Annotated in this window: 17 protein-coding genes and 3 pseudogenes; 6 read left to right on the forward strand and 14 right to left on the reverse strand. The window is 70.8% G+C overall.

The features are described 5' to 3' along the window. Window positions 1-14 precede the first annotated feature (14 nt). The 3 genes and pseudogenes from ACGFSA_RS08340 to ACGFSA_RS08350 form a co-directional block, all read right to left on the reverse strand. Window positions 15-1,322, reverse strand: a complete 1,308-nt coding sequence (locus ACGFSA_RS08340) for an ABC transporter substrate-binding protein (protein WP_393301485.1) — start codon at window positions 1,320-1,322, stop codon at window positions 15-17. Next, window positions 1,322-1,759 (reverse strand): annotated as a pseudogene (locus ACGFSA_RS08345) (carbohydrate ABC transporter permease); the annotation flags it as partial. The pseudogene ACGFSA_RS08345 and the gene ACGFSA_RS08340, both read right to left, overlap by 1 nt. Beyond that, a pseudogene (locus ACGFSA_RS08350) lies at window positions 1,756-2,501 on the reverse strand (carbohydrate ABC transporter permease); the annotation flags it as partial. The pseudogenes ACGFSA_RS08350 and ACGFSA_RS08345, both read right to left, overlap by 4 nt. Window positions 2,502-2,627: 126 nt before the next feature. Between ACGFSA_RS08350 and ACGFSA_RS08355 the strand changes: the two are divergent. Next, window positions 2,628-3,494, forward strand: a complete 867-nt coding sequence (locus ACGFSA_RS08355; protein WP_393301488.1) for a phosphotransferase enzyme family protein — start codon at window positions 2,628-2,630, stop codon at window positions 3,492-3,494. 44 nt (window positions 3,495-3,538) lie between these two features. Here ACGFSA_RS08355 and ACGFSA_RS08360 read toward each other — a convergent pair whose 3' ends face one another. Both ACGFSA_RS08360 and ACGFSA_RS08365 read right to left on the reverse strand, forming a co-directional pair. Then, window positions 3,539-4,267, reverse strand: a complete 729-nt coding sequence (locus ACGFSA_RS08360) for a 3'-5' exonuclease (RefSeq protein ID WP_393301491.1) — start codon at window positions 4,265-4,267, stop codon at window positions 3,539-3,541. 104 nt (window positions 4,268-4,371) lie between these two features. Then, window positions 4,372-5,604 (reverse strand): SAV2148 family HEPN domain-containing protein, encoded by a 1,233-nt coding sequence (locus ACGFSA_RS08365; RefSeq protein WP_393301494.1) that lies wholly within the window; start codon window positions 5,602-5,604, stop codon window positions 4,372-4,374. A 379-nt stretch (window positions 5,605-5,983) separates the two neighbouring features. Between ACGFSA_RS08365 and glgX the strand changes: the two genes are divergently transcribed. Beyond that, a complete protein-coding gene (glgX, locus tag ACGFSA_RS08370) occupies window positions 5,984-8,137 on the forward strand; it encodes a glycogen debranching protein GlgX (protein ID WP_393301497.1) in 2,154 nt (717 codons plus the stop codon). Between the two features lie 97 nt (window positions 8,138-8,234). Further along, window positions 8,235-10,610 carry a malto-oligosyltrehalose synthase gene (gene treY / locus ACGFSA_RS08375; RefSeq protein ID WP_393301500.1) on the forward strand — a complete coding sequence of 792 codons (2,376 nt, stop codon included), beginning with the start codon at window positions 8,235-8,237 and terminating at the stop codon, window positions 10,608-10,610. A 38-nt stretch (window positions 10,611-10,648) separates the two neighbouring features. Here treY and ACGFSA_RS08380 read toward each other — a convergent pair whose 3' ends face one another. Both ACGFSA_RS08380 and ACGFSA_RS08385 read right to left on the reverse strand, forming a co-directional pair. Then, a complete protein-coding gene (locus tag ACGFSA_RS08380; RefSeq protein ID WP_393301503.1) occupies window positions 10,649-11,698 on the reverse strand; it encodes a cytochrome in 1,050 nt (349 codons plus the stop codon). A gap of 184 nt (window positions 11,699-11,882) precedes the next feature. After that, a complete protein-coding gene (locus ACGFSA_RS08385) occupies window positions 11,883-12,485 on the reverse strand; it encodes a DUF1707 and FHA domain-containing protein (protein ID WP_393301506.1) in 603 nt (200 codons plus the stop codon). A 244-nt stretch (window positions 12,486-12,729) separates the two neighbouring features. Here ACGFSA_RS08385 and ACGFSA_RS08390 point away from each other — a divergent pair, with 244 nt between their 5' ends. After that, window positions 12,730-13,641, forward strand: a complete 912-nt coding sequence (locus ACGFSA_RS08390) for a GNAT family N-acetyltransferase (protein WP_393301509.1) — start codon at window positions 12,730-12,732, stop codon at window positions 13,639-13,641. On the opposite strand, the gene ACGFSA_RS08395 is transcribed toward ACGFSA_RS08390, so the two are convergent. Together ACGFSA_RS08395 and ACGFSA_RS08400 are read right to left on the reverse strand one after the other, a co-directional pair. After that, complete coding sequence (locus ACGFSA_RS08395; RefSeq protein WP_393301512.1) at window positions 13,613-14,743, reverse strand: alpha-L-fucosidase; 1,131 nt, start codon at window positions 14,741-14,743, stop codon at window positions 13,613-13,615. The genes ACGFSA_RS08390 and ACGFSA_RS08395 overlap by 29 nt on opposite strands. A 141-nt stretch (window positions 14,744-14,884) precedes the next feature. After that, window positions 14,885-15,011: pseudogene (locus ACGFSA_RS08400) on the reverse strand (family 1 glycosylhydrolase); the annotation flags it as partial. Between the two features lie 157 nt (window positions 15,012-15,168). Here ACGFSA_RS08400 and treZ point away from each other — a divergent pair. Then, window positions 15,169-16,929, forward strand: a complete 1,761-nt coding sequence (treZ, locus tag ACGFSA_RS08405; RefSeq protein ID WP_393301515.1) for a malto-oligosyltrehalose trehalohydrolase — start codon at window positions 15,169-15,171, stop codon at window positions 16,927-16,929. 177 nt (window positions 16,930-17,106) lie between these two features. Here treZ and ACGFSA_RS08410 read toward each other — a convergent pair whose 3' ends face one another. Further along, on the reverse strand, window positions 17,107-18,234 hold the full coding sequence (locus ACGFSA_RS08410; protein ID WP_393301518.1) for a M24 family metallopeptidase: 1,128 nt from the start codon (window positions 18,232-18,234) through the stop codon (window positions 17,107-17,109). 72 nt (window positions 18,235-18,306) lie between these two features. Further along, window positions 18,307-18,942, reverse strand: a complete 636-nt coding sequence (locus ACGFSA_RS08415) for a nucleoside/nucleotide kinase family protein (protein ID WP_393301521.1) — start codon at window positions 18,940-18,942, stop codon at window positions 18,307-18,309. 91 nt (window positions 18,943-19,033) lie between these two features. Here ACGFSA_RS08415 and ACGFSA_RS08420 point away from each other — a divergent pair, with 91 nt between their 5' ends. Next, a complete protein-coding gene (locus ACGFSA_RS08420; protein ID WP_393301524.1) occupies window positions 19,034-19,423 on the forward strand; it encodes a VOC family protein in 390 nt (129 codons plus the stop codon). A gap of 70 nt (window positions 19,424-19,493) precedes the next feature. Here the strand turns inward: ACGFSA_RS08420 and ACGFSA_RS08425 are convergent, their stop codons facing one another. The 3 genes from ACGFSA_RS08425 to ACGFSA_RS08435 are packed head-to-tail and all read right to left on the reverse strand — an operon-like array spanning window position 19,494 to window position 22,062. Then, entirely contained in the window at window positions 19,494-20,069 is a 576-nt protein-coding gene (locus tag ACGFSA_RS08425; RefSeq protein ID WP_393301526.1) for a hypothetical protein, read from the reverse strand. Beyond that, window positions 20,066-21,319 carry a hypothetical protein gene (locus tag ACGFSA_RS08430; RefSeq protein WP_393301529.1) on the reverse strand — a complete coding sequence of 418 codons (1,254 nt, stop codon included), beginning with the start codon at window positions 21,317-21,319 and terminating at the stop codon, window positions 20,066-20,068. The genes ACGFSA_RS08425 and ACGFSA_RS08430 overlap by 4 nt, the downstream gene beginning before the upstream one ends. Further along, the gene (locus ACGFSA_RS08435) at window positions 21,316-22,062 is read right to left on the reverse strand and encodes an ABC transporter ATP-binding protein (protein WP_393301532.1); all 747 of its coding nucleotides are present in this window, start codon (window positions 22,060-22,062) and stop codon (window positions 21,316-21,318) included. The genes ACGFSA_RS08430 and ACGFSA_RS08435 overlap by 4 nt, the downstream gene beginning before the upstream one ends. Window positions 22,063-22,114: the final 52 nt, after the last annotated feature.

Raw genomic sequence — 22,114 nt, forward strand, 5'->3', positions numbered from 1 at the left:
ACCCCCTTGTCCCGTCAGCGCTGATAGCGCGCCAGGACCCGGTTCCCGTCGTCGACCAGGCGTTTCTTCAGTTCGTCCCGTCCGATCGCCCCGCTGTAGTACTCCTGGAGTGCGGGCGTGGCGACCTTGTCCTTCCACTCGGGGTAGCCGCGCACCGACTGGGCGGGCGCCGGGCGCAGCCCCTTCGCGAGTGCGGCGCCGGTCGCCCAGCCGTTCTCGGCCGTACGCAGAGCCGGGTCCGCGAGCGCCGCCGTGCCGGTCGGAAGCATCCAGTCCCCCCGCGCCAGGCGCACCATGTTCTCCGGGCGCAGCAGGAAATCGATGAACTCCACGGCCGCCTTCTTGTGCGGGCTGGCCTCGGCGACGGAAAGGGTCTGCGGGCTCACACCCTGGGCGAGCCCGTCACTGCCCGCAGGGGCGGGCAGCACGGTCCACTCGAAACCCTTCGGGGCCTGCTCGACGACCTGCTGACGGTACGAGAAGCCCAGCGGAACCATCGCGTACCTGCCGCCGAACAGCCCCGGAAGGGTGTCGGAGCCCCCCATGCCGAGCGTGGTGCGGGCAGCGCTGTGATCGGTGTTGACCTGGTCGCGGATGATGCCGGGCATGACCTCGTCGCCCTCGTCGAGACGGATGGTCACCTTGCCGTCGGCGCCGCGGTGGAAGAGCCGGCCCCCGCTGGAGACTCCGAGGTTGAGGGTGACGGAGACCGGTTCCCGGAGCGGCCAGGCGACTCCGTACGTCGCCTTCCCTTCCCCCTTGCCCGTCAGTTCCTTGGTGACCTGACGGAATTCGTCCCAGCTCCAGGGCTTCGCGGGGCTCGGGATCCGGACCCCGGAAGCCTTGAGGATCTTGGTGTTGGCGATCAGGACCCGGGGTTCCTGGAGGAACGGCACCCCGTAGACACCGTCGCCGAACGTCGCGGTCCGCCAGCTCTGCTGCGGGATGTCGGCGGCCAGCCGGCCGGGGAGCAGTGTGCGCAGGTCGGCGAGATAGCCGCCGTACGCGAAGTCGGCGAGGTCGTCGGAGGCGTCATAGATGACATCCGGCGCCTCGTCGCCCTCGAAGGAGGTGAGCAGCTGGTCGTGCACGCTGTCCCAGCTGCCCTGGACGTACTCGACCTGAATGTCGGGATGGTCCCTGTTCCACTCCTCGACCAGCTGCTTGTTGGCGTCGACGGACTCCTTCTGCCAGGCCAGCGACTGGAAGCGGAGCTTGATCCTCCCAGTGTTGTCCGTTCCGCCGCCGGTACCGCTGCAGCCGGTGAGGAGCAGAGCCAGTGCGGTGGCCGCGGCGGCTGCGGTACGCACGAGTGCCCGCATCAGCTCTTCACCGCCCCGGCCAGCATGCCCCCGGTGATCCGGCGCTGGATGATCGCGAAGAGGACCAGGGAGGGCAGGGTGGCGAGGAACGCGGCGGCGGCGAGCGGCCCGAGCTCGGCCGCGCCCTCCGCGCCGAGGAAGTGGGTGAGTACGACCGGCAAGGTCTGCTTCTCCGGTGTCTTGAGCAGGACGAGCGCGAAGAAGAACTCGTTCCATGCAGTGATGAACGCGAAGAGTGCGGTGGCGACGATGCCGGGGGCCAGCAGCGGGACGGTGACCGAGACGAGTGTCCGCAGTCTTCCGGCGCCGTCGACCGAGGCGGCTTCCTCGAGTTCGGGCGGTACGGCGCGGACGTACCCGACCAGCATCCACAGCGCGAACGGCAGCGCCCAGACGACGTACACCATGATCAGCCCCCAGAGGGTGTTGATCAGATGAAACTGAGCGCGGTGATGGAGAGGGCGACCGGCCTGAGGGCCGGCCAGGTGACGGTACGGAACCGGCGCCAGGCACCCGCGCCGTCCAGGGCGGCCGCCTCGTGGAGTTCGCGCGGGGTGTTCTGGAGCCCGGCCAGAAGCGCGACGGTGGTCTGCGGCATGCCCGCCCAGACGCCGACGACGATCACGGCGGGCAACGCGGTGGCGAGTCCGGTCAGCCAGTCCCGGCCGTCGCCGAGCCCGAGATCGCGGATGGTCTCGTTGAGGACGCCCGCGTCCGGGTTGTAGACCAGCCGCCACATGATGCCGACGACCACTTCGGGCATGGCCCACGGGATGATCGCGAGGGCCCGTGCCAGCCAGCGCATCCGCAGGTTCTGGTTGAGCAGGAGGGCGAGGCCGAGGGCCAGGACGAACTGCGGGACGGTGACGCCGACCGCCCAGACGAGGCCGATCCGGAACGAGTCCCAGAAGAGGGCGTCGTGGAGCAGGTCCCGGAAGTTGAGCCCGCCGACCCACTGGGTGGAACGGGTGCGGCCGGACTGGGCGTCGGTGAACGCCAGCGCGATGCCGTAGAGCAACGGGCCGACGCTGAGGATCAGGATCGGGATCAGGGCAGCAGTACAAAGAACCACGTACCGGCGTTCCGGTTGACCCGCGGGGCTGCTCCACCGTGCGTGGACTCCGGGCTCCCGGGCGGGCCATGCCGCCCGGACTGTACCGTTGCATTCGCTAACGTCATGAATTCGACCCCCTTGCGTCATTGGATCGGTTTCACCCGGATCTGGCCGCTCAGGTTGCCCCCGCCATGGTGCTGACGGGTCGTCGGTTCGTCAAGGTCGCCTGCACAGATGCGAAAATCGGATCCATGAACGAGATGCGTACGCGCGAGGTGCTGACCGCTGCCGGACTGTCCGACGGCGCGGAGCTGCTCGCGCTGGGTGAGAACGCGGTGTTCGCCGTCGGCGGCCTGGTGGTCAAGGTCGGTCGGAACGCCGTGCAGAACCCGGAACTGCTGGCCCGGGCCGAGCGCGAGGTGGCCGTCGCGGAGTGGCTCGCCGGATCGTCGGTCCCCGCGGTGCGGGCGGCTGAGCCGAAGGCGCGGCTGGTCGAGGGGCATCCGGTGACGGTCTGGCACCGGCTCCCCGACGCGGTACGTGCTGCCCAGCCGCGGGATCTGGCGCAGCTGCTCACCCTGGTCCACGCACTGCCCGCGCCGGAGGGCTTCACGCTGCCCCGGCGTGAGCTGCTCGGCGGGGTGGAGCGGTGGCTGCGGCTCGCGGGCGACGCGATCGATCCGGCCGACGCACAGTATCTGCGGGACCGGCGGGACGGATTCGCGGCGGCGGCTGCGGCGCTGGTACCGCATCTGGTGCCGGGGCCGATCCACGGAGACGCCCTGCCGCGCAATGTCCATGTCGGTCCGGACGGGCCGGTGCTGGTGGACCTGGAGACGTTCTCCACGGATCTGCGCGAGCACGATCTGGTGGTGCTGGCGCTGTCCCGGGACCGGTACGGGTTGGCGGCGGAGGCGTACGACGGGTTCACGGACGTCTACGGGTGGGACGTCCGCGAGTGGGACGGGTGTGCGGTGTTGCGGGGGGCCCGGGAGACGGCGAGTTGCGCGTGGGTCGCGCAGCACGCACCGGGGAATCCGGCGGCGCTGGCGGAGTTCCGACGCAGGGTCGCGTCCCTGCGCGACGAGGCCCCGGAGGTGCGGTGGTATCCGTTCTAGTGCCGTGACCGGCAATGTTCGCCCCTGGGCCCCGGGGCGCGCGTTCAGGTGGTGACCTGGGCCGGTTCGCGTACGGGCCAGTGGGGGTCGATCACCGCGTCCGCGGTGCCCTTGCGGCGCAGGAAGGACTGGAAGTCCGCTGCCCAGTCCGCGTACCACGTGATCTGGCGCTCGTGGAGTTCGCTCGCCGTCAGTGCGGCGACCGAGCCGTGGCGTGCGGCTATCGCGTACGCCACCCGTACCGCCGCCAGCGCGTCCGCGCTCGCGTCATGCGCACCGCCGTGCACCACTCCGTACTCGACGCAGACCGCCTCCAGGGTCCGCTTGCCCTTGCGGTAGCGGTCGACCGCCCGGTCGATCGTGTACGGGTCGACGACCGGACCGATCCCGCCACCGCCGAGCCGGTCGCTCAGGGACGGCAGCCCATGCCGGCGCAACTCCGCCGTCAGCAGCGTCAGATCGAAGGCGGCGTTGTACGCGACGACTGGCACCCCCTGGCGCCAGTAGCCCGTGAGCGTCTCGGCGATCTCGTCCGCCACCTCGCGCACCGGCCGGCCCTCCGCCGCTGCCCGCTCGCTGCTGATGCCATGGATCGCCGAGGCCTGCGCGGGAATCCGGATCCCCGGATCCGCCAGCCAGGTGCGCTGCCGCACCGGCTCCCCGTCCCTGCCTGCGACGCCGACGACCGCGGCCGTCACGATCCGGGCCTCCAGCGGCTCCGTGCCCGTCGTCTCCAGGTCGAAGCCGACCAGCGCCTCCCGGTGCCAGCTCATCCCGTACCTCCTTCGTGGTGCTCTCCCCCAGGTGATGACCACCCTGCCATGCGCCACTGACAACGCGTGCGACAGGTGACGCGTAGGCAGGCGAGGCGAAGGGCTCAGGAGACCGGCCGGGAGTCCGTCCACACGGACTCGAACTCCTCGCGGTACGTCTCGAAGAGCCCGTGCTCGTTGTCCTGACCGGCCCGGACCACCGCCCGGCCCCCGCCTCGCAGCACCAGCACCGGCGCCTCCATGCCGCGTGCGCGCCGCAGATAGGGCTGGACGACACCCACCGCGTCCGACCCGTCGCCGTCCACCAGATAGGCCGTGAAGCGCGGCGTCTCGTCGAAGACGTGGATCTCGAACGCGCCCGGATCACGGAGTTTGGAGCGGACCCGGCGCATGTGGAGGATGTTCATCTCCACCGACCGGCTCAGCTCGCCCTTCTTGAGCCCGAGTTCCCGCTCACGCCGCTTGACCGCGCTGCTTGCCGGGTTGATGAACAGCAGCCGGATCCGGCAGCCCGATTCGGCGAGCCGGACCAGCCGGCGGCCGGAGAAGTTCTGCACCAGCAGATTGAGGCCTATGCCGATCGCGTCGAGGCGGCGCGATCCGCCGAAAAGGTCCTCGGCGGGCAGCTGGCGCTGCAGCCGGACCCGGTCGGAGTGGACGGAGACCACATCCGCGTACCGGTCGCCGACCAGTTCCTCGACGGCGTCGACCGGCAGCCGGTCGGCGGACGGCGTCGCGGCGCCGCTGCCCAGGATCTCCAGGAGGCGCGCCGAGGCACGCTCGGCCTGGGCGAGGACCGCCTCGTTCAGCGCACGGTTGCGGGAGACGACATTGCGGGCGACCTCCAGTTCGTCGAGTGCCAGCTCGACATCACGCCGGTCGTCGAAATACGGCTCGAAGCAGGGCCAGTGCTGGACCATCAGCTCCCGCAGTTGCGGGAGCGTGAGGAAGCTGAGCACGTTGTCGTCGGCCGGGTCGAGCAGATAGCCCTTACGGCGGGAGACCTCGCGCACGGCGACGGCGCGTTGCACCCATTCCTGTCCGGCGGGGCCCGCGGCGGCCACCACCCAGTCCTCGCCGTGCACCGGCCCGTAGATCGGCCGCAGCACCGCGGCAACCACGGAGCGCAGCCGCTGTTCCACGAGATTCAGCCAAATATAGGCACGCCCGGCCCGCTGGGCCCGGGTCCGGACCTCGCTCCAGGCTTCCGCGCCCCAGCCCAGTTCGGCACCGATCTCCATGGGCTGCGCAAGCGAGACCGCCCCGGGCGGGGCGTCGACGGATTCCCCCTCGTGACCTGGGTCACCTGGGGGCAGCTCGAACCCTCCCGAGCTCAACCGCGCACCGCCTTCCGCTCCCCCACCAACGATCAAGGAAGGGTACTCCGGGAGCGGGAGCCGGTGCAGCCGGATGGACAGGCTCCTTTCTCAACTTCCCCAGACCTCAGGCGCGTTCCCTGCGGCAAGATCTGCCGTAGTGAGCTGATTCATAGTGCTTGAGCACCCCGTCAAGGGCCGTATTCCGGACGTGTCCCCCGGTCAGGTTCTCGGACTCCGGTTCCGGGCGACACGGAGAGGCCCGATGTTGACCGGTCCGGCGGACGTGGCCGACCGGACCGTGCCACGTCCTAGGTGCGGGGCACTCTTTCGGGGAAGATCTGGCCGGGTCGGTCCCAAGTGCCCCAGCACCCGGATCAGAAGTGGAAGAGTCATATCCATGCAGGTCTGGCCGGGACAGGCGTATCCCCTCGGTGCCACGTACGACGGCGTCGGCACCAACTTCGCGGTCTTCTCCGAGGCCGCCGACCGAATCGAGTTGTGCCTGCTGCACGACGACGGTTCCGAGACGGCGGTGGAGCTGAGGGAGACCGATGCCTTCGTCCGCCATGCCTATCTGCCCGGGGTGATGCCCGGTCAGCGGTACGGATTCCGGGTGCACGGGCCGTACGAGCCGCAGCGCGGGGCCCGCTGCAACTCGGCGAAACTGCTCCTCGACCCGTACGCGCGGGCGGTCTCCGGGCAGATCCGGTGGGGTGAGGCGGTGTACGGCTATCCGTTCGGCCGGCCCGACGCGCGCAACGATCTGGACTCGGCGCCGCACACCATGAGCTCGGTGGTGGTCAACCCGTACTTCGACTGGGGCGACGACCGGCGCCCCCGTACGGACTACCACCGCACGGTGATCTACGAGGCCCATGTGAAGGGGCTGACGATGCTCCATCCGGGGCTGCCGAAGGAACTGCGCGGTACGTACGCGGCGCTGGCGCATCCGGAGGTCATCGCGCATCTAACGGAGCTCGGGGTCACGGCGATCGAGCTGATGCCGGTGCACCAGTTCGTCCAGGACCACCGGCTGGTGGACGCGGGACTCGCCAACTACTGGGGCTACAACACCATCGGTTTCTTCGCCCCTCACAACGCGTACGCCTCCCGCGGCGACTGCGGAGAGCAGGTGAGCGAGTTCAAGCAGGCCGTACGGGCCCTGCATCAGGCGGGCGTCGAGGTCATCCTCGACGTGGTCTACAACCACACCGCGGAGGGCAACCACCTGGGACCGACACTCTCGTTCCGGGGGCTCGACAACGCCTCGTACTACCGCCTCGCAGATGATCAGCAGTACTACATGGACACCACGGGGACCGGGAACTCGCTGCTGATGAGGTCCCCGCACGTGCTGCAGCTGATCATGGACTCGCTGCGGTACTGGGTGACCGAGATGCATGTGGACGGCTTCCGCTTCGATCTCGCCGCCACCCTGGCCCGGCAGTTCCACGAGGTGGACCGGCTGTCGTCCTTCTTCGACCTGGTGCAGCAGGACCCGGTGGTCAGCCAGGTGAAACTGATCGCCGAGCCGTGGGACGTGGGCGAGGGCGGCTATCAGGTGGGCAACTTCCCGCCCCTGTGGACCGAGTGGAACGGCAAGTACCGGGACACGGTCCGGGACCTGTGGCGGGGTGAACCGCGGACCCTCGCCGAGTTCGCGGGGCGTCTGACGGGATCCTCGGACCTGTACCAGGACGACGGCCGGCGCCCGCTCGCCTCGATCAACTTCGCCACCTGCCACGACGGCTTCACGCTGCACGACCTGGTCTCGTACAACGACAAGCACAACGACGCGAACGGCGAGGACAACCAGGACGGCGAAAGCCACAACCGGTCGTGGAACTGCGGCGCGGAGGGCGAGACGGACCAGCCGGAGGTGCTGGAGCTGCGCGAACGGCAGATGCGGAACTTCGTCGCCACGCTGATGCTGTCCCAGGGGGTGCCGATGCTGAGCCACGGCGACGAGTTCGCCCGGACGCAGTACGGCAACAACAACGCGTACTGCCAGGACAGCGAGCTGTCCTGGGTGCACTGGCCGGAGCCCCGCAAAGCCGGTACGGAGGACGAGGAGGGGGACGACCGGGAGTCCCGCAGCAGCCTGCTGGAGTTCACCCGGGCGATGGTCTGGCTCCGCCGCGACCACCCGGTCTTCCGGCGCCGCCGGTTCTTCCACGGGCGGCCGGTGGAGGGCACGCACGACGAGCTGACGGACATCGCCTGGTTCACGCCCGAGGGCAGTGAGATGACACAGCGGGACTGGCAGGCGGCGCATGCCAAGGCGCTGACGGTCTTCCTGAACGGGCACGCCATCTCGGAGCCGGGCCCGCGGGGCGAGCGGATCTCCGACGACTCGTTCCTGCTGATGTTCAATGCGAGCGCCGACACGCTCGAATTCGCCGTTCCGGTGAACCACGGCCGACAGTGGTCGGTGGTGGTCGACACGGCCCGCCCGGAGGGGGTGCAGCCGGGAGCGGGCCCGAAGGTGTCCGCGGGTGACCGGGTGACGCTGGTGGGGCGGAGCATGGCGGTGCTGCAGCGGCCGGCGTAGTCGTCGGGGCAGCACGCCCACAGAGTCGACCCCTCGTCCGGATGGATCGGCCGGATGCCGTGTCACAGTCGGCTCCAGGCTGGGTACGTACGTTCGCATGACGCCCACCGCCACGTACCGGCTGCAGCTCCAGCCGGACTTCCCGTTCTCGGCCGCCGGGCGCGCGGTGCCGTATCTCGCCGCGCTCGGCGTCTCCCATCTGCATCTGTCGCCGGTCCTCGAAGCCGTACCCGGCTCCAGACACGGTTACGACGTGGTCGACCACAGCCGTGTCCGGGCCGAGCTCGGAGGTGAGGCGGGGCTGCGGCAACTGGCGGCTACGGCGCGGGAGCACGGACTCGGGCTGGTGCTGGACATCGTGCCGAACCACATGGCCGCCGTCCCGCGCCACAACCGGGCCCTGTGGGAGGTCCTCCGCGAGGGCCCGGACTCGCCGTACGCCCGCTGGTTCGACATCGACTGGGCGGCGGGCGACGGACGGGTGCTGCTGCCGGTGCTCGCCCGTCGGATCGGCGACGAGATGGAACGGTTCCAGGTGGACGGGGAGGTGCTGCGCCACGGCGAACAGGAGTTCCCGCTCCGGGCCGGTACCGCCGGTCTTCCGCTGCCGAAGCTGCTGGACGCCCAGCACTACCGGCTCGGCTGGTGGCGGCTGGCCCGTACCGAGCAGAACTACCGGCGGTTCTTCACCATCTCGGACCTCATCGGGGTCCGGGTGGAGGACCCCGAGGTGTTCGCGGCCACCCACGGCAAGATCCTCGAACTGGTCCGGGACGGTGTCGTCGACGGACTGCGCATCGACCATCCCGACGGGCTCGCCGACCCCGCCGGCTATCTGGAGCGGCTCGACGAGGCGACCGGCGGGCGGTGGACGGTCGTGGAGAAGATCCTCACCGGTACCGAGCCGCTGCCCGCGGGCTGGGCCGTCGCGGGGACGACGGGGTACGACGCGCTGCACCGGATCGACGGGCTGTTCACCGATCCGACGGGCGCCACCGAGCTGCTCGGCCGGTACCGGGAGTTCGCCGGCCCGGCCGGGGACCGCGGCGGCTACTGGCCGACGACGGTCCGCCGGGCCGCGTACCGGGTGGTGACGCATGAACTGGCCGCGGAGACCGCGCTGCTGACCCGCCTCGCCGTACACATCTGCGCCGAGGACCCCGCGCTGCGCGACCACGCCCCGTGGGCGCTGCGCACCGCCGTCGATGAACTGCTCGTCCGTGTCCCGGTCTACCGCCCGTACGTCACGGCGGGCGGGCCCTGCACCGAGGCGGCGGAGGCGGCGCTGCCGGACTCGGCCGTACGGGACGCCAGGGCGTTGTTCTCCGTGCCCGAGGAGGCGACGGCCGTCGATGTGGTGCGGGACCTGGCGCTGGGGCGGCTCGGTGACGGGCCGGACCGGGCGGCATTCTGCGCCCGGTTCGCGCAGACCGCGTCGGCGCTGCGGGCCAAGTCGGTCGAGGACACGGCCTTCTACCGGTACGTGCCGCTGATCTCGGCGACCGAGGTGGGCGGTGATCCCGGGTTCCCCGCGGTGGCACCGGAGGAGTTCCACGCCTTCTGCACCCGGCTGGCGCGCGACTGGCCCGCCACCGGCACCGCGCTGACCACGCACGACACCAAGCGCAGCGCGGATGTGCGGGCCCGGATCGCGGTCCTGTCGGAGTGTCCGCAGCAGTGGTCGGAGCTGCTGACGGAGCTGGCGCGGGCAGCCAAGAATGCGGTCGCGCCCGATCCGCAGCTGGCCTGGCAGGCCTGGCAGACGGCGTTCGGCTGCGCGGGGCTGCCCGTCGATGAGATGGCGGGCCGTCTCGAACCCGCGCTGTTGAAAGCCGTACGGGAAGCGGGCCTGTTCACCAGCTGGACGGAGCCCGATCCGGTCTACGAGCGGGCGGTGTCGGACTTCGTCGCGGCCGGTCCCGCCGCCGGCACCGGGCCGGCACGGGAAGCGTTGCAGCGGTTTGCGGCGTCCCTCGAACCCTTCACCCGGGCCAACGTGCTCGGCGCGGCCCTGGTGCAGCTGACGATGCCAGGGGTGCCGGACCTGTACCAGGGGACGGAGCGGGAGTACGTGGCACTGGTCGACCCGGACAACCGGCAGCCGTTCCGCCGCCCGCCCGAAAACGGTCCCGTCAGCGAGAAGGCAGCGCTCACGGTGGCGGCACTGCGACTGCGGCGGAATCGGCCGGAGCTCTTCGGCGAGTCGGGGACGTACACCCCGCTGACCGCGCAGGGCCCGGCGGCCGCGCACTGTCTGGCCTTCTGCCGCTCCGGCGAGGTCGTCACGGCGGTGACCAGGCTGTCGCTGCGGCTGGCCGGGGCGGGCGGCTGGCGCGGGACGACGCTGGCGCTGCCGGGCGACGGGCCGTGGACGGATCTGCTCACGCCGGGACGGGACTTCCCGGGCGGTCCGGTCGCGGTGGCCGCGTTGTTCGCCGAACGACCGGTGGCGCTGCTCCGTGCCTGTCGTTGAACCCGGGGCGGACCGGTCCCGGTGCCGGGGACCGGCACTCAGCCGGGTCGTACGAGGAGGGTCCGCGGGCCGCGGGTGAGCAGTCCGGTACTGGACGGACGGAATCCGTCCGCCCAGCGGAGCCGGGGCATGGCGTCGAGCAGGGCGCGTATCCCCTGCTCGGCCTCCAGCCGCCCGAGCGGGACGGCCGGGCAGGACTCCGGTCCTGCGGTGGACCGGCTCTGGTCGGTCCGGAAGGGGTCGAAGAGATCGGGGGCGGCGTACCGCTCAGGGTCGCGGCCCGCCGCGCCGATCAGACAGGCGACGGGCGCCCAGGCGGGGAGTGTGCCGCCGCTGACCCGAACCTCGGCGACGGTGCGGCGCAGCACGACCTGCACGGGCGGGTCGCGGCGCAGCGACTCGGTCCAGGCGCGGTGGGCGAGGGCGGGTTCGATACGCAGGGCGGCCAGGAGGTCGGGGGCGTCCAGCAGATTGGCGAGGAAGGAGGCGAGCGCCGTCTCACGGACGCCGGTCCGGCTGGTGCAGGGGGTGATGGGGTGACCGGGCGGCTGCGCCGGGTCCGGGGAGGCGCCCGGGGCGGCGGCGCCCACGGGCAGCCAGCGGCAGAACTCCTCGACAAGATCGGCCTGTTGCCACCCCGCGATGCGGTGCGCGAGGACGTAGGCGGTCCGTTCGACGCGTTCGGAGAGGTGGCGGGGCACGGTCGCCGCCGGCCGCGCGATGTTCTGCGGCCGGGGCAGGCAGAGCCTGCCGCCGTGGCAGAGCCCGCGCGGCGCGGGGCCGCCGCGGGGTTCGCCGTCGTGCGGGAAGCCGGTGAACCGCGGGTCGGTGAGGGCGGTCGACACATCGGCGTGCCTGCTGAGCAGCCATGCGCCGAGGGGGGCGTCGTAGCTGAGCGGGTACTCCTCGCGCAGCACGCGGTAGAGCCGGTACGGATCGTGCGCGGCGCCGGGCGCGAGCAGGCTGGGGCCGGTGCCGGGCCGGGCGGTCCTGTCGGGCCGGCCGGGACGCGCGGTCCGGTCGGCGCGGTGACCAAGGTCCTGCGCGGAGGCGGGCGGGGGTATGCCGTCGGGCGCGTCGGCCTGCATCCTTGCCCCCCGGGGTCGGTGCGCCGCTGTGTGGCGCGGATGAACCAAGGGGACCACTGCGGAGCGCTCAGCGCAGTGGAGGTACGGCCGTTCGGGTGAGAGTGGCCGTCGCGCGCAGCAGCTCAGGCCTTTCTCGCCCTCGCCGGACGCGGCCTCCACCAACAGGCGTGATCCACGCCCCGGCTCAGGCCGGACGCCCCGGAAGCCCCGGAAGCCCCGGCGCCCCGGGCGGCTTGAGTGCGGGCGCGGACAGCCGGAAGGTGATCCGGCCGAAGCTCACCTGGTCCCCGTCGCGCACCGACACCGCACCGGTCACCCGCTGCCCGTTCACACACGTGCCGTTGGTCGAGCCGAGGTCGCGCAGGATCCAGCGGCCGCCGTGCACGGTGAGTTCGGCATGCTTGCGCGAGACGGTCTCATGGGTGAGCCGCAGTCCGTTCGCCGGATCGCGGCCGATGAACACGGGGTACGGGCTCGGGGCGGGCAGCAGCAGTTTCGGCAGTCGCTCGGCCTGCCAGGCCCTGCGTACCCGGGCCGGGAACCCGGACACCTCGCCGACCACCCGGAACAGCCCCTGCGTCCAGCGGCCTTCGCTCCGCAGGTCGGCGGTGAGTGCCACCAGCTCTTCCGGGCGGCGGGCGGCCAGGGCCAGTTCCATGCGCCGTACGAACGTGTCGTGGGAGAGCCTGCCCTGCGCGGCGCCTTCTCTGAGCACACCGAGAACACGGTCGCGCTGAGCATCGGACACCCGCGCGGGATACGTGTGGAACTCGAAGGGCGACGTCACAGGGTCAATTGTCGGGGCGACCGCCCCGGAGTGTCCAGAACAACCGTTCCTGGTCAGTGAACGCTAATCCGGTGGACGGTCCACCGCAGGGCCGGTTACGGTGACCATCCGCCCGAAGACCGAGGAAGGAGGCGAGAACAGTGCGTACGTGTACCACTTCATTCCCGCGCTCCCGTCCCGTTCGCCGGGCGGTTTCGGTTTCGGTCTGACCGGGAGCGCATCGCTTCTTCCGGAGGACTCTTCCATGACCGATCTGGTCATCCGCGCGCTCACCGAGAGCGACGCACAGCTTTTCCGCACCCTTCCCGACCGCGGTCTCGTCGGCCGCGCCGCCTTCGGGCACAGCTACGCCACCGTGCGCGAGGGTGGTGAGTACCGCCCCGAGTGGACCTGGATCGCCGAGCGCGGCGGTGTCGTGGTGGCCAGGGCCGCCTGGTGGTCGGGGCCCGCGGACACCGCACCCGTGACGCTCAACTGGTTCGACTTCGCCGACGGCGAGGACGAGGCGGGCACCGAACTGCTGCGCCAGTCACCGCTGTACGCCGAGTACGAGCTGATCCTGCCCGCCGGCTGGCGGGAGCGGCCCGATGTCGCGGCCGCCGCCGAGGCCAGGATCGCCGCCGCCCGTGCGGCCGGGATGAAGCCGCTGGTCGAGCGGTACCGGTACGAGTGGACGCCGGAATGCGGGCTGCCCGAGCGGCCCGACCGGCTCACCTTCCGGCCGGAGCCGGACGACGCGGTGATCCTCGACGTGCTGCGCCGGGTCCACTCCGTGACGCTGGACGCGCACGCCCGCCGGGCCATCGAGGGACCCGGCGGACTGGAGCAGGCGGCGCAGGAGGAGCTCGACTTCTTCCACTGGTGCCCCTCGCCGCGCTCCTGGTGGCAGCTGGCGTACACGCCCGAGGGCGAAGTGGCCGGACTCCATGTGCCCGCCCGTAACCCGGGCGGGCCGTGCATCGGCTTCATCGGGGTCGTACCCGAGCAGCGGGGCCACGGCTACGGGTACGACCTGCTCGTCGAGTGCACGCACTTCCTGGCCGCCGAGGGCGCCGAGTTCATCGCGGGCGCCACCGATCAGGGCAATGCGCCGATGGCGGCCGCGTTCGCCCGGGCGGGCCATCCCATCAGTCAGGAACGCATCCATCTGGTGTGAGGTTCGGGGTGAGCTCCGCCAGCCAGTCCAGGCGGAGCTGCTGCTCGGCGGGGATGGTCGCATCCTCGCCGCGCGGCCCCACGTTGAGCAGCAGGTTGCCGCCCGCGGCCGCGGTCTTTGTGACCAGTGAGGTCAGCGCGGGGCGGCTGAGGAAGGCGTCGGGTGACGAGTTCCGGTTGTAGCCGAAGCTGTGGTCGATGCCCCGGGTGATCTCGTACGGGTCCGGGCCGGTGTAGCGGGCGAACTCGGGGGTGCGGAAGTCGTAGTACGGGGGCTTGCGCGGCACGAACCCCTCGCCCTGCGCGATCGTTCGGCGCTCCCACCGGTCGTACAGGGCCTTGGCACCCGGCAGGTGGAGGGCGCGCCACATCGACGCGTAGGGGAACAGCCGGTCGTTGACGACGCCGTGCGGAACGGTGAAGCGGAAGTACTCGATGAGCCGCTGAACGTCGGTGCGCGAGCCGGGCCAGGCGATGTCGTTCCACAGGATGTCGGGCCGGTAGCGGCGTATCAGTTCACGCATCTGGGCATCGGCGTACGCGGGGTAGTCGCCGCGCGGCACGGCGGAGACGGTGTCCGCGCCGGTGCCGATGGGCCGGTCGTCGAAGGTCCAGTCGAGCCCGCCGGAGTAGTAGACCCCGAACCGCAGCCCTTCGGCGCGGACCGCTTCGGCGAACTCGCCGACGACGTCGCGGGTGGTGTGCCAGCCGGTGCGGTGCGGGTTGCGGACCTCGGAGGGCCAGAGGCAGAACCCGTCGTGGTGCTTGGTGACGAGGACGGCGTAGCGGGCGCCGGCAGCGCGGAAACTGCGGGCCCAGGCCGCCGGGTCCCAGCCGTCCAGGCCGTCGTTGAAGTCGTTGCCGAAGTCGGTGTACGGCCGGGTGCCGTAGGTCGCCCGGTGGTGGGCGGAGACGGGGCTGCCGGGGAAGCGGAGCGCGTTCTCGTACCACTCGGCGTACGAGGTCCAGCCGAGCGGCGTCCGGCGGCCGGCGAGGGGCAGCTCGTCGGCGGGAACGTACGGCGGGGCCCAGCCCGGTACGGACGCGGGTGTCCAGTGCACAAAGATCCCCAGCTGGGCCTGGGACCACCATGAAGCAACCATGGCGCGAAGTATTGATCATTGAGGGGGCCGTTCGTAAGATCCGGGCGCCCCCGGCCTGATCCGAAGGAAAGGCCCTGCGGGTACCACCGAGCTGACGGCGAGCGGCCGATGACCGTGGAGGACACCCGCACGGAACCGCAGTCCCGGCTGGGCGGCGAAGGAGTCCCAGCCGGAGGGGGTTGCCGTCGGTGTCGGCTGCTCCTTCGGTCCGGAAGGCGGAGGCGGACGCTCTCCAGAGGAATCCCGGCGGGAACGTCGGCACGGTCATCTCGGCCTCCAGCAGCCGTGCGAATGAGCAGAACCTGGCAGGGCAATGATCAGAACCAGACCTTAATCGCCAGTAACGGGCTCGATCCAGTGTCGTTGGCCGGTGGTCCCGACTTCTGCCGACCATGGGGCCGGAACGAGGAGACGAGGAGCGACGCATGCTGTTCGAGGTATGGGCACCGGAGGCGGATTCCGTCGGTCTGCGGCTGGCGGGTGAGCTGCGGACGATGGAGCGCGACCCGGCACGGACGGGCTGGTGGACAGCCGAGGCGGAGGCCGTGGACGGGGACCGGTACGGCTTCGTCCTCGACGACGGCCCCGTGCTGCCCGATCCGCGCTCGCGCCGCCAGCCGGACGGCCCGGACGGCGAGAGCGCCGTCGTCGACCAGGAGGCGTACACCTGGCGCACCGAGTGGGCGGGCAGGGGACTGCCGGGTGCCGTGCTGTACGAGCTGCACGTCGGCACGTACACCGAGGAGGGCACCTTCGACGCCGCCGCGGCGCGGCTGCCGCATCTGGCCGACCTGGGCGTCACCCATGTGTCGCTGATGCCCGTCTGCCCGTTCCCCGGCAGGCACGGGTGGGGTTACGAAGGGGTGTCGCTGTGGGCCGTGCACGAACCGTACGGCGGCCCCGACGGGCTGAAGCGCTTTGTCGACACGGCGCACGGGCTCGGTCTTGCGGTGGTCCTCGACGTGGTCCACAACCACCTGGGACCGTCCGGCAACCACCTGCCCGCCTTCGGCCCGTACTTCACCGAGACCCACCACACGCCGTGGGGCGCCGCGGTCAACCTCGACGCCGCGGGATCGGACGAGGTCCGCGCGTATCTGCTGGGCAGCGCGCTCGGCTGGCTGCGCGACTACCGGCTCGACGGACTGCGGCTCGACGCGGTCCACGCCCTCGCCGACACCCGGGCGCTGACCTTCCTGGAGGAGCTGTCCGCGGCGGTCGACGCGCTCGCCGCGGAGCTCGGCCGTCCGCTGCCGCTGATCGCCGAGTCGGACCTCTGCGACCCGCGTACGACCACCCCGCGCGCGGCGGGCGGCATCGGGCTGCACGCCCAGTGGAACGACGACTTCCACCACGCCCTGCACACGGCGCTGACCGGCGAGTCCCAGGGCTACTACGCCGATTTCGCCACCGCCCCGCTGACCGCCCTCGCCAAGACCCTGACGAGCGCCTTCTTCCACAACGGCACGTACTCCGGCTTCCGCGGCCGCACCCACGGCCGCCCCGTCGACATCGCCCGCACCGCGGCCACCCGCTTCGTCGGCTATGGGCAGACCCATGACCAGATCGGCAACCGGGCACTCGGCGACCGGCTCTCCGCCTCCCTCTCCCCCGGGCTGCTGGCCTGCGCGGCGGCGCTCGTGCTGACCGGCCCGTTCACCCCGATGCTGTTCATGGGCGAGGAGTGGGGCGCCCGTACCCCCTGGCAGTTCTTCACCGACCACACCGACCCGGCGCTCGCGGAAGCGGTACGCAGCGGCAGGCGTCGGGAGTTCGCGGCGCACGGCTGGGCGTCGGACGACATCCCGGACCCGCAGGACCCGGCCACTCGCGACCGCTCCTGTCTGGACTGGACCGAACCGGAACGCGAACCCCATGCCCGCCTTCACGCCTGGTACCGCGAACTGATCGCGCTGCGCCGCACCCTGCCCGATCTGTCGGATCCGGATCTGGCCGCGGTGAAGACCGCCCATGACGAGCAGGCGCGCTGGCTGGCCTATCGCAGGGGCGATCTGCGGATCGCGGTCAACCTCGACAAGAAGCCGGCCACGATCCCGCTCGGCGGCGGACGGAACCGGAACAGCGAGGGCAGGGTGCTGGCCGCCTGGGAGCCGGTGGAGACGCCGGGCGCGGACGGGCTGCTGCATCTGCCGCCCGAGTCGTGCGTGGTGCTCGCCGACGACTGACGGCCTCCCCCGCGACAGGGAGCCCACTCCCTGTCGCGGGGGAGGCTGTGAGGGCCTGCGGAAGTGGCACCCTCACCGACACTGCCGGCGGGTGCCCGACCGCTGCCGTACGACGTACAGCACCACTTCCGCGACCGGGAGCCGGAAGCCGGGGGCTGAACGCTCCTCCCGGTCCGGCTATTCGACGATCGCCAGCTCGCGTGCGGTCGTGTTGAGCCGGCGCCCGCCGTCCTCCGTGACGGTCACGATGTCCTCGATACGGACGCCGAACCGGCCCGGCAGATAGATGCCGGGCTCCACGGAGAAGCACATCCCGGGCACCAGCGGCTGCTCCTCGCCCTCGATCATGTACGGGGGTTCATGGGTGGTGACACCGATGCCGTGTCCGGTGCGGTGGATGAAGCGCTCGCCGTAGCCGAACTCGGTGATGACGGCGCGGGCCGCCCGGTCGATCTCCTGGCAGGCGACCCCGGGCCGGACCGCGCGGCAGCCGGCTTCCTGCGCCTCCCGCACGATGTCGTGCACCCGCTGCTCCTCAACGCTGGGTTCGCCGACATGGACCGTGCGCGAGGTGTCGGAGCCGTAGCCGTGCTTGAGGCCGCCGAAGTCCAGCACCACCATGTCGCCGCGCTCGATGGTGCGGTCGCCCGCCTCGTGGTGCGGGTTGGCGCCGTTGGGCCCGGAGCCGACGACGGTGAAGTCGACCTGCGAGTGCCCGAACTGCTTGAGCAGCGCGGCGAGATCGGCGGCGACGTCGGTCTCCTTGCGGCCGGAGAAGCGGACCTTCAGGATCTCCTCGTACGTGGCGTCGGCTGCGGCCCCCGCTGCCGCGAGACGCTCCAGCTCGGCGGCGTCCTTGACCGCCCGCAGCATCGGCAGGGCCTCGGTGAGGGAGACGTACGAGGTGCCGGGGAGGAAATTCTGCAGCCCGAGCAGGTGCATCGCCCAGGCGTTGTCGCTGATTCCGAACCGGCCGGCCGCGTCGAGCAGCGGGGCGGTCACGGCGTACGGGTCCTTGCCGTCGGTCCAGTCGCGCAGGGTCAGGGCCGGGGAGCCGACGGCCCGCTCGGCGTCCGGTGCCTCCAGGGTGGGGACGACGAGGACCGGGTCCTGGCCCGCCTTGAGGACGAGGAGGGTGAGGCGTTCGGTGTTCACCGGGTGGTAGCCGGTCAGGTGGACGAGGTCCGGGCCCGGTGCGACGAGGACACCCGCGAGCCCCGCCTCGGCGGCGGACTCGGCGGCCCGCTCCATCCTCGCCCGGTAGTCGTCGGCGGTGAACGGCACGGGCTGGTCGGGGCTGGACATGCGGAACCTCCTGGCGATGCGACACGGCAGACAACATCCTGCCCGGCGGCGACAGTCGGCGCGAGTGGGGGGTCAGGACGTCGGGCGCAGCCGTACGACGAGGTCGGCGCGGTCCCGGCCACGGTCGACGAGCCGGGCATTGGTTTCGTCGGACCCGGCCACCCAGCGCTCCGCGTACGGCCGGGGCTTGCCGAACCGCACATGGCGGTCGACGAGCCTGCGGACCCGTACGTCCGGGTCGAGGTCCAGGAACCAGACCTCGTCGAGCAGCCCGCGCACCGGCGCCCAGGGGCCGTCGTCATGGAGCAGGTAATTGCCTTCGGTGACGACGAGTGGGATGTGCGGTGGTACGGGAACGGCCCCGGCGATCGGCTCCTCCAGGGTGCGGTCGAAGGCGGGAGCGTAGACGGGCCCCTCCTCCCCGGGCGTGCGCAGGCGTCGGAGCAGGGCTGCGTACCCGGCGGCGTCGAAGGTGTCGGGGGCGCCCTTGCGGCCGGCCCGGCCCAGCCGGTCCAGCTCGGCCCGGGCCAGGTGGAAGCCGTCCATCGGGACGAGGACGGCGAGCCCGGCCAGCGCCTCGACGAGCTGGGCGGCGAGGGTGGACTTCCCGGCTCCGGGCGGCCCCGCGATGCCGAGTATGCGGCGATGGCCGGGGACGGCGAGCCGGCGGGCGCGGGCCGACAGTTCGCCGACGTCACTCAGGTGCATGCGGGACATTGTCCCGGCATGGGCGGCACCCTCGGTAGTGTTACGTATAACTCAGCCGTATGCCCCCGCTCCGTACCCCCGAGGAACCGCCATGTCCCACATCGCCCTGGTCACTCTGGTCGTCCGCGACTACGACGAGGCCCTCTCCTTCTACACGGACGCCCTCGGCTTCGAACTCGTCGAAGACACCGACCGCGGGGACGGATCCCGCTGGGTCGTCGTCCGCCCGCGCGGCGCCGCGGCGGGTACGGGGCTGCTGCTGGCCCGCGCCAAGGACGAGGGCCAGAGGGCTTCCGTCGGCGCGCAGACCGGCGGCCGGGTCGGCTTCTTCCTGCACACCGAGGACTTCGCAACCGACCACGCACGGATGCTGGCGGCCGGAGTGCGCTTCCTGGAGGAGCCGCGCCACGAACCGTACGGCTCGGTCGTGGTCTTCGAGGACCTGTACGGCAACCGCTGGGACCTGCTCCAGCCCGCGTGAGCCGCGGGCTTCCCGCCTCGCGGGAGCGTTGTCAGTGGCCACCTTCCGCGCATTCCACATGGTTGAGACATCAGCGAGAAACCGAAGTCCGTGAGAATGCCAGCAGGAGTGCGAGTGCGAACAGGGCAACCGCAACCAGCCACGCAGTCACGCTGCCGGAAGGGTAGAGGGCAACGGCCCACCAGGTGTGGGTCGTGTAACCATCGGGGTTGTAGGCGCGGCCGAGGATGATGTTGATGATGAGGAACATCAGCCCGGCTCCTGCTGCCGTGGCTTCATTGGCGAGGCGGCGCGTGAGGAGCGCGAGCGCGAGAAGGAGAGTGACGTTGCGTGGGATGTCCATCCCCACCACCAGTCCGGCCGCGTGTGCGAGGGTCGCAGTGAGAATGATGGCGCCCTGATCGAACCGGCGGACGGCTAGAACCGCTGTGGTCTCGGCTTCATGCAGTTGCCGTTCGAGGCAGTACATGACGGCGATGACGATCAGGACGGGGGTGAAGTAGGCGAGTTGGGCGCTTCCCATCCCGCTGGCCAGGCTGGGGACAGGGACTTCACTCGCCCCCACCGTCCAGCACACCACGACGAGCAGGGCGAGGGCCGCGGGGGCGGCCCACCAGTGGCGCACAGTGATCGCATAACGGTTCATGAGAGGGCCTTGTTGCAGTGCTGCTGGCTCGCGGCTGTCTTGGTGAACCAGTCGGCCTGCTCTTCGGCGGAAAGCCGGCGGATCTTTTGGAGTGCCGCCCATTCCGTAGGCGGCAGCGCTGCCTGTACACCCTTTTCGTCCAATCCGACCACCAGGGCGGCCCAGGCAGCGGCGGGAGAGCCCGGCTGTCGGCAGTCGTCCACACCGGCGAGCGCGGCTGTCCCGGTTACTGCCGATTCCGCCAGGTCTGCGGCGTACTGGGCTGAGTCTTGGCCACCGCCGCGCGGAGGCAGCGACCAGTTCAACGGCCACGTGCCCGGCTTGAGCGGAACCTTCGCGGAGGTGACGCGCAGCTCTTCCGGGACAGCTATTTCAGCATCCTTCAGCCGTTTGATCGGAGCCAGGGCGTCTCGCCGCAACTGTTGGGCGTAAGGCTCGTACTCCGGCGGCACACACACCCTCGGCGCTTGACCGGTACAGGCCATGGCGACGCTGCGGGGGCTCGTGGGGTTCCGGTAGCCCCAGTCAATCACCAAAGCGCGGCCGGCTGTGAAGGTGAGTGCCGCCACGGCAATGGCAACAGCCACCGCCCAGGCGCGTTGGTGCATCCGGGCCAGAACCCAGAACGCGAGGGCCAGGCCAGTAACAACACCCCACGGCACCAAATAAACAGCCGGGGTGAGCACATCGGTGACGGTCGACTGCCCGTCGATGAAGCCACCCAGGTGACGCACCCAGGCGTTGGACATCGCGTGCGGCATGGACAGCCACGCCCAGCAGCCGATTCCCGCAGCGGGCGCTGCGATGCTCCTGGGCATGATGAGTCCGAGGCACCAGCCGATGACCAGCCAACCGAGGGAAAGCAATGTCAGGTGCGCTACAGCGAGCCACCCGGCCCCCTCAGGCAACACGCCCACCGCCTGGTAGGCCATCACGAGCGCGCCGGTGACGAGGACGAGCAGCAGAATCAGGACCGGGGTGACAGCCCGCAAGAGCTGCCGTACCGCACTGCGTTGGCCGGTGGTGCTCAAAGCGCCCATCAGGCGGTGGCGGCCCGCCTCCCACGCGGCAGCCGCGGCCGCTCCCGGGGCGATGACCGCGATGGCGTGGGCGGCCAGTTCACCGGATTCAACCCCGTACCTCGATGGTGCGGTGAAGGTGGCGTCGTCGACGTACAGGCCTGCATATAGCAGGATGGGAAGCACCAGCCAGGGTGTGGCCGAGGCGCGGAGATTTGCCCAGGTAATCATTCGGCCGCCTCCAGGAGCGACGCGTAGGCGCTCTCCAAACGTCGGCCCGGCGCGCAGTCCGGGGCAGCGTGGCCGGCGAATTCCTTAACCGTTCCCCTGAACCTCGGTTTCCCCGATTCAAGGACCACAACCTCGTCGAACGCCTCGTCGAGGTCGCCGATGTCGTGAGTGGAGACGATCACGTGGACCTTGCCGCGCAGCGAAATCAGCAAGTCGAGGAACCGGCGCCGCTGATGCGGGTCGAGCCCGACGGTTGGCTCGTCAAGAAGAAGCAGTTCAGCTTCATGGACCAGCGCCTGTGCAAGAGCGATCCGCTGCTGCTGGCCACCTGACAGTGTCTTGATTTTGCTGTTGATCTTTTCGGTGAGGCCGACGCGCTCGATCGCCTCCGTCGCGGCGTGCCAGGCGTCACGCTCCCGCATGCCCTTGAGCCAGCCCACATAGGCCACATGCTCTCTGCACGTCAGCCCGGGGAGGAACCCGGGATGTTGCGGCAGCCAGGAAACCTTGCTTCGGTAGGCCCGCGTGTGTTTGCGGTTGGCCGGATCAAGTTCCCCGTACTGGATGCGTCCCGAATGCGAAATCGAGGCGCTGGCACCGAGGGAGAGCAGAGTGCTCTTGCCCGCGCCGTTTGGGCCGAGAGGGACGGTGTGGCCGGGTGAGAACGCCAGGTCCAGCCGGTCGAGGACCGGACGTGACCTGCGGCCGTAACGGAAGGTGCAGGACTGGTAGTGCAGGGGCATGAGGGTCTCTCGGAGCAGAAAAAGGCCCCCAGGGGTGCGCACGCGCTACGCG

Source organism: Streptomyces sp. NPDC048496 (assembly GCF_043200055.1).
GTDB lineage: Bacteria > Actinomycetota > Actinomycetes > Streptomycetales > Streptomycetaceae > Streptomyces.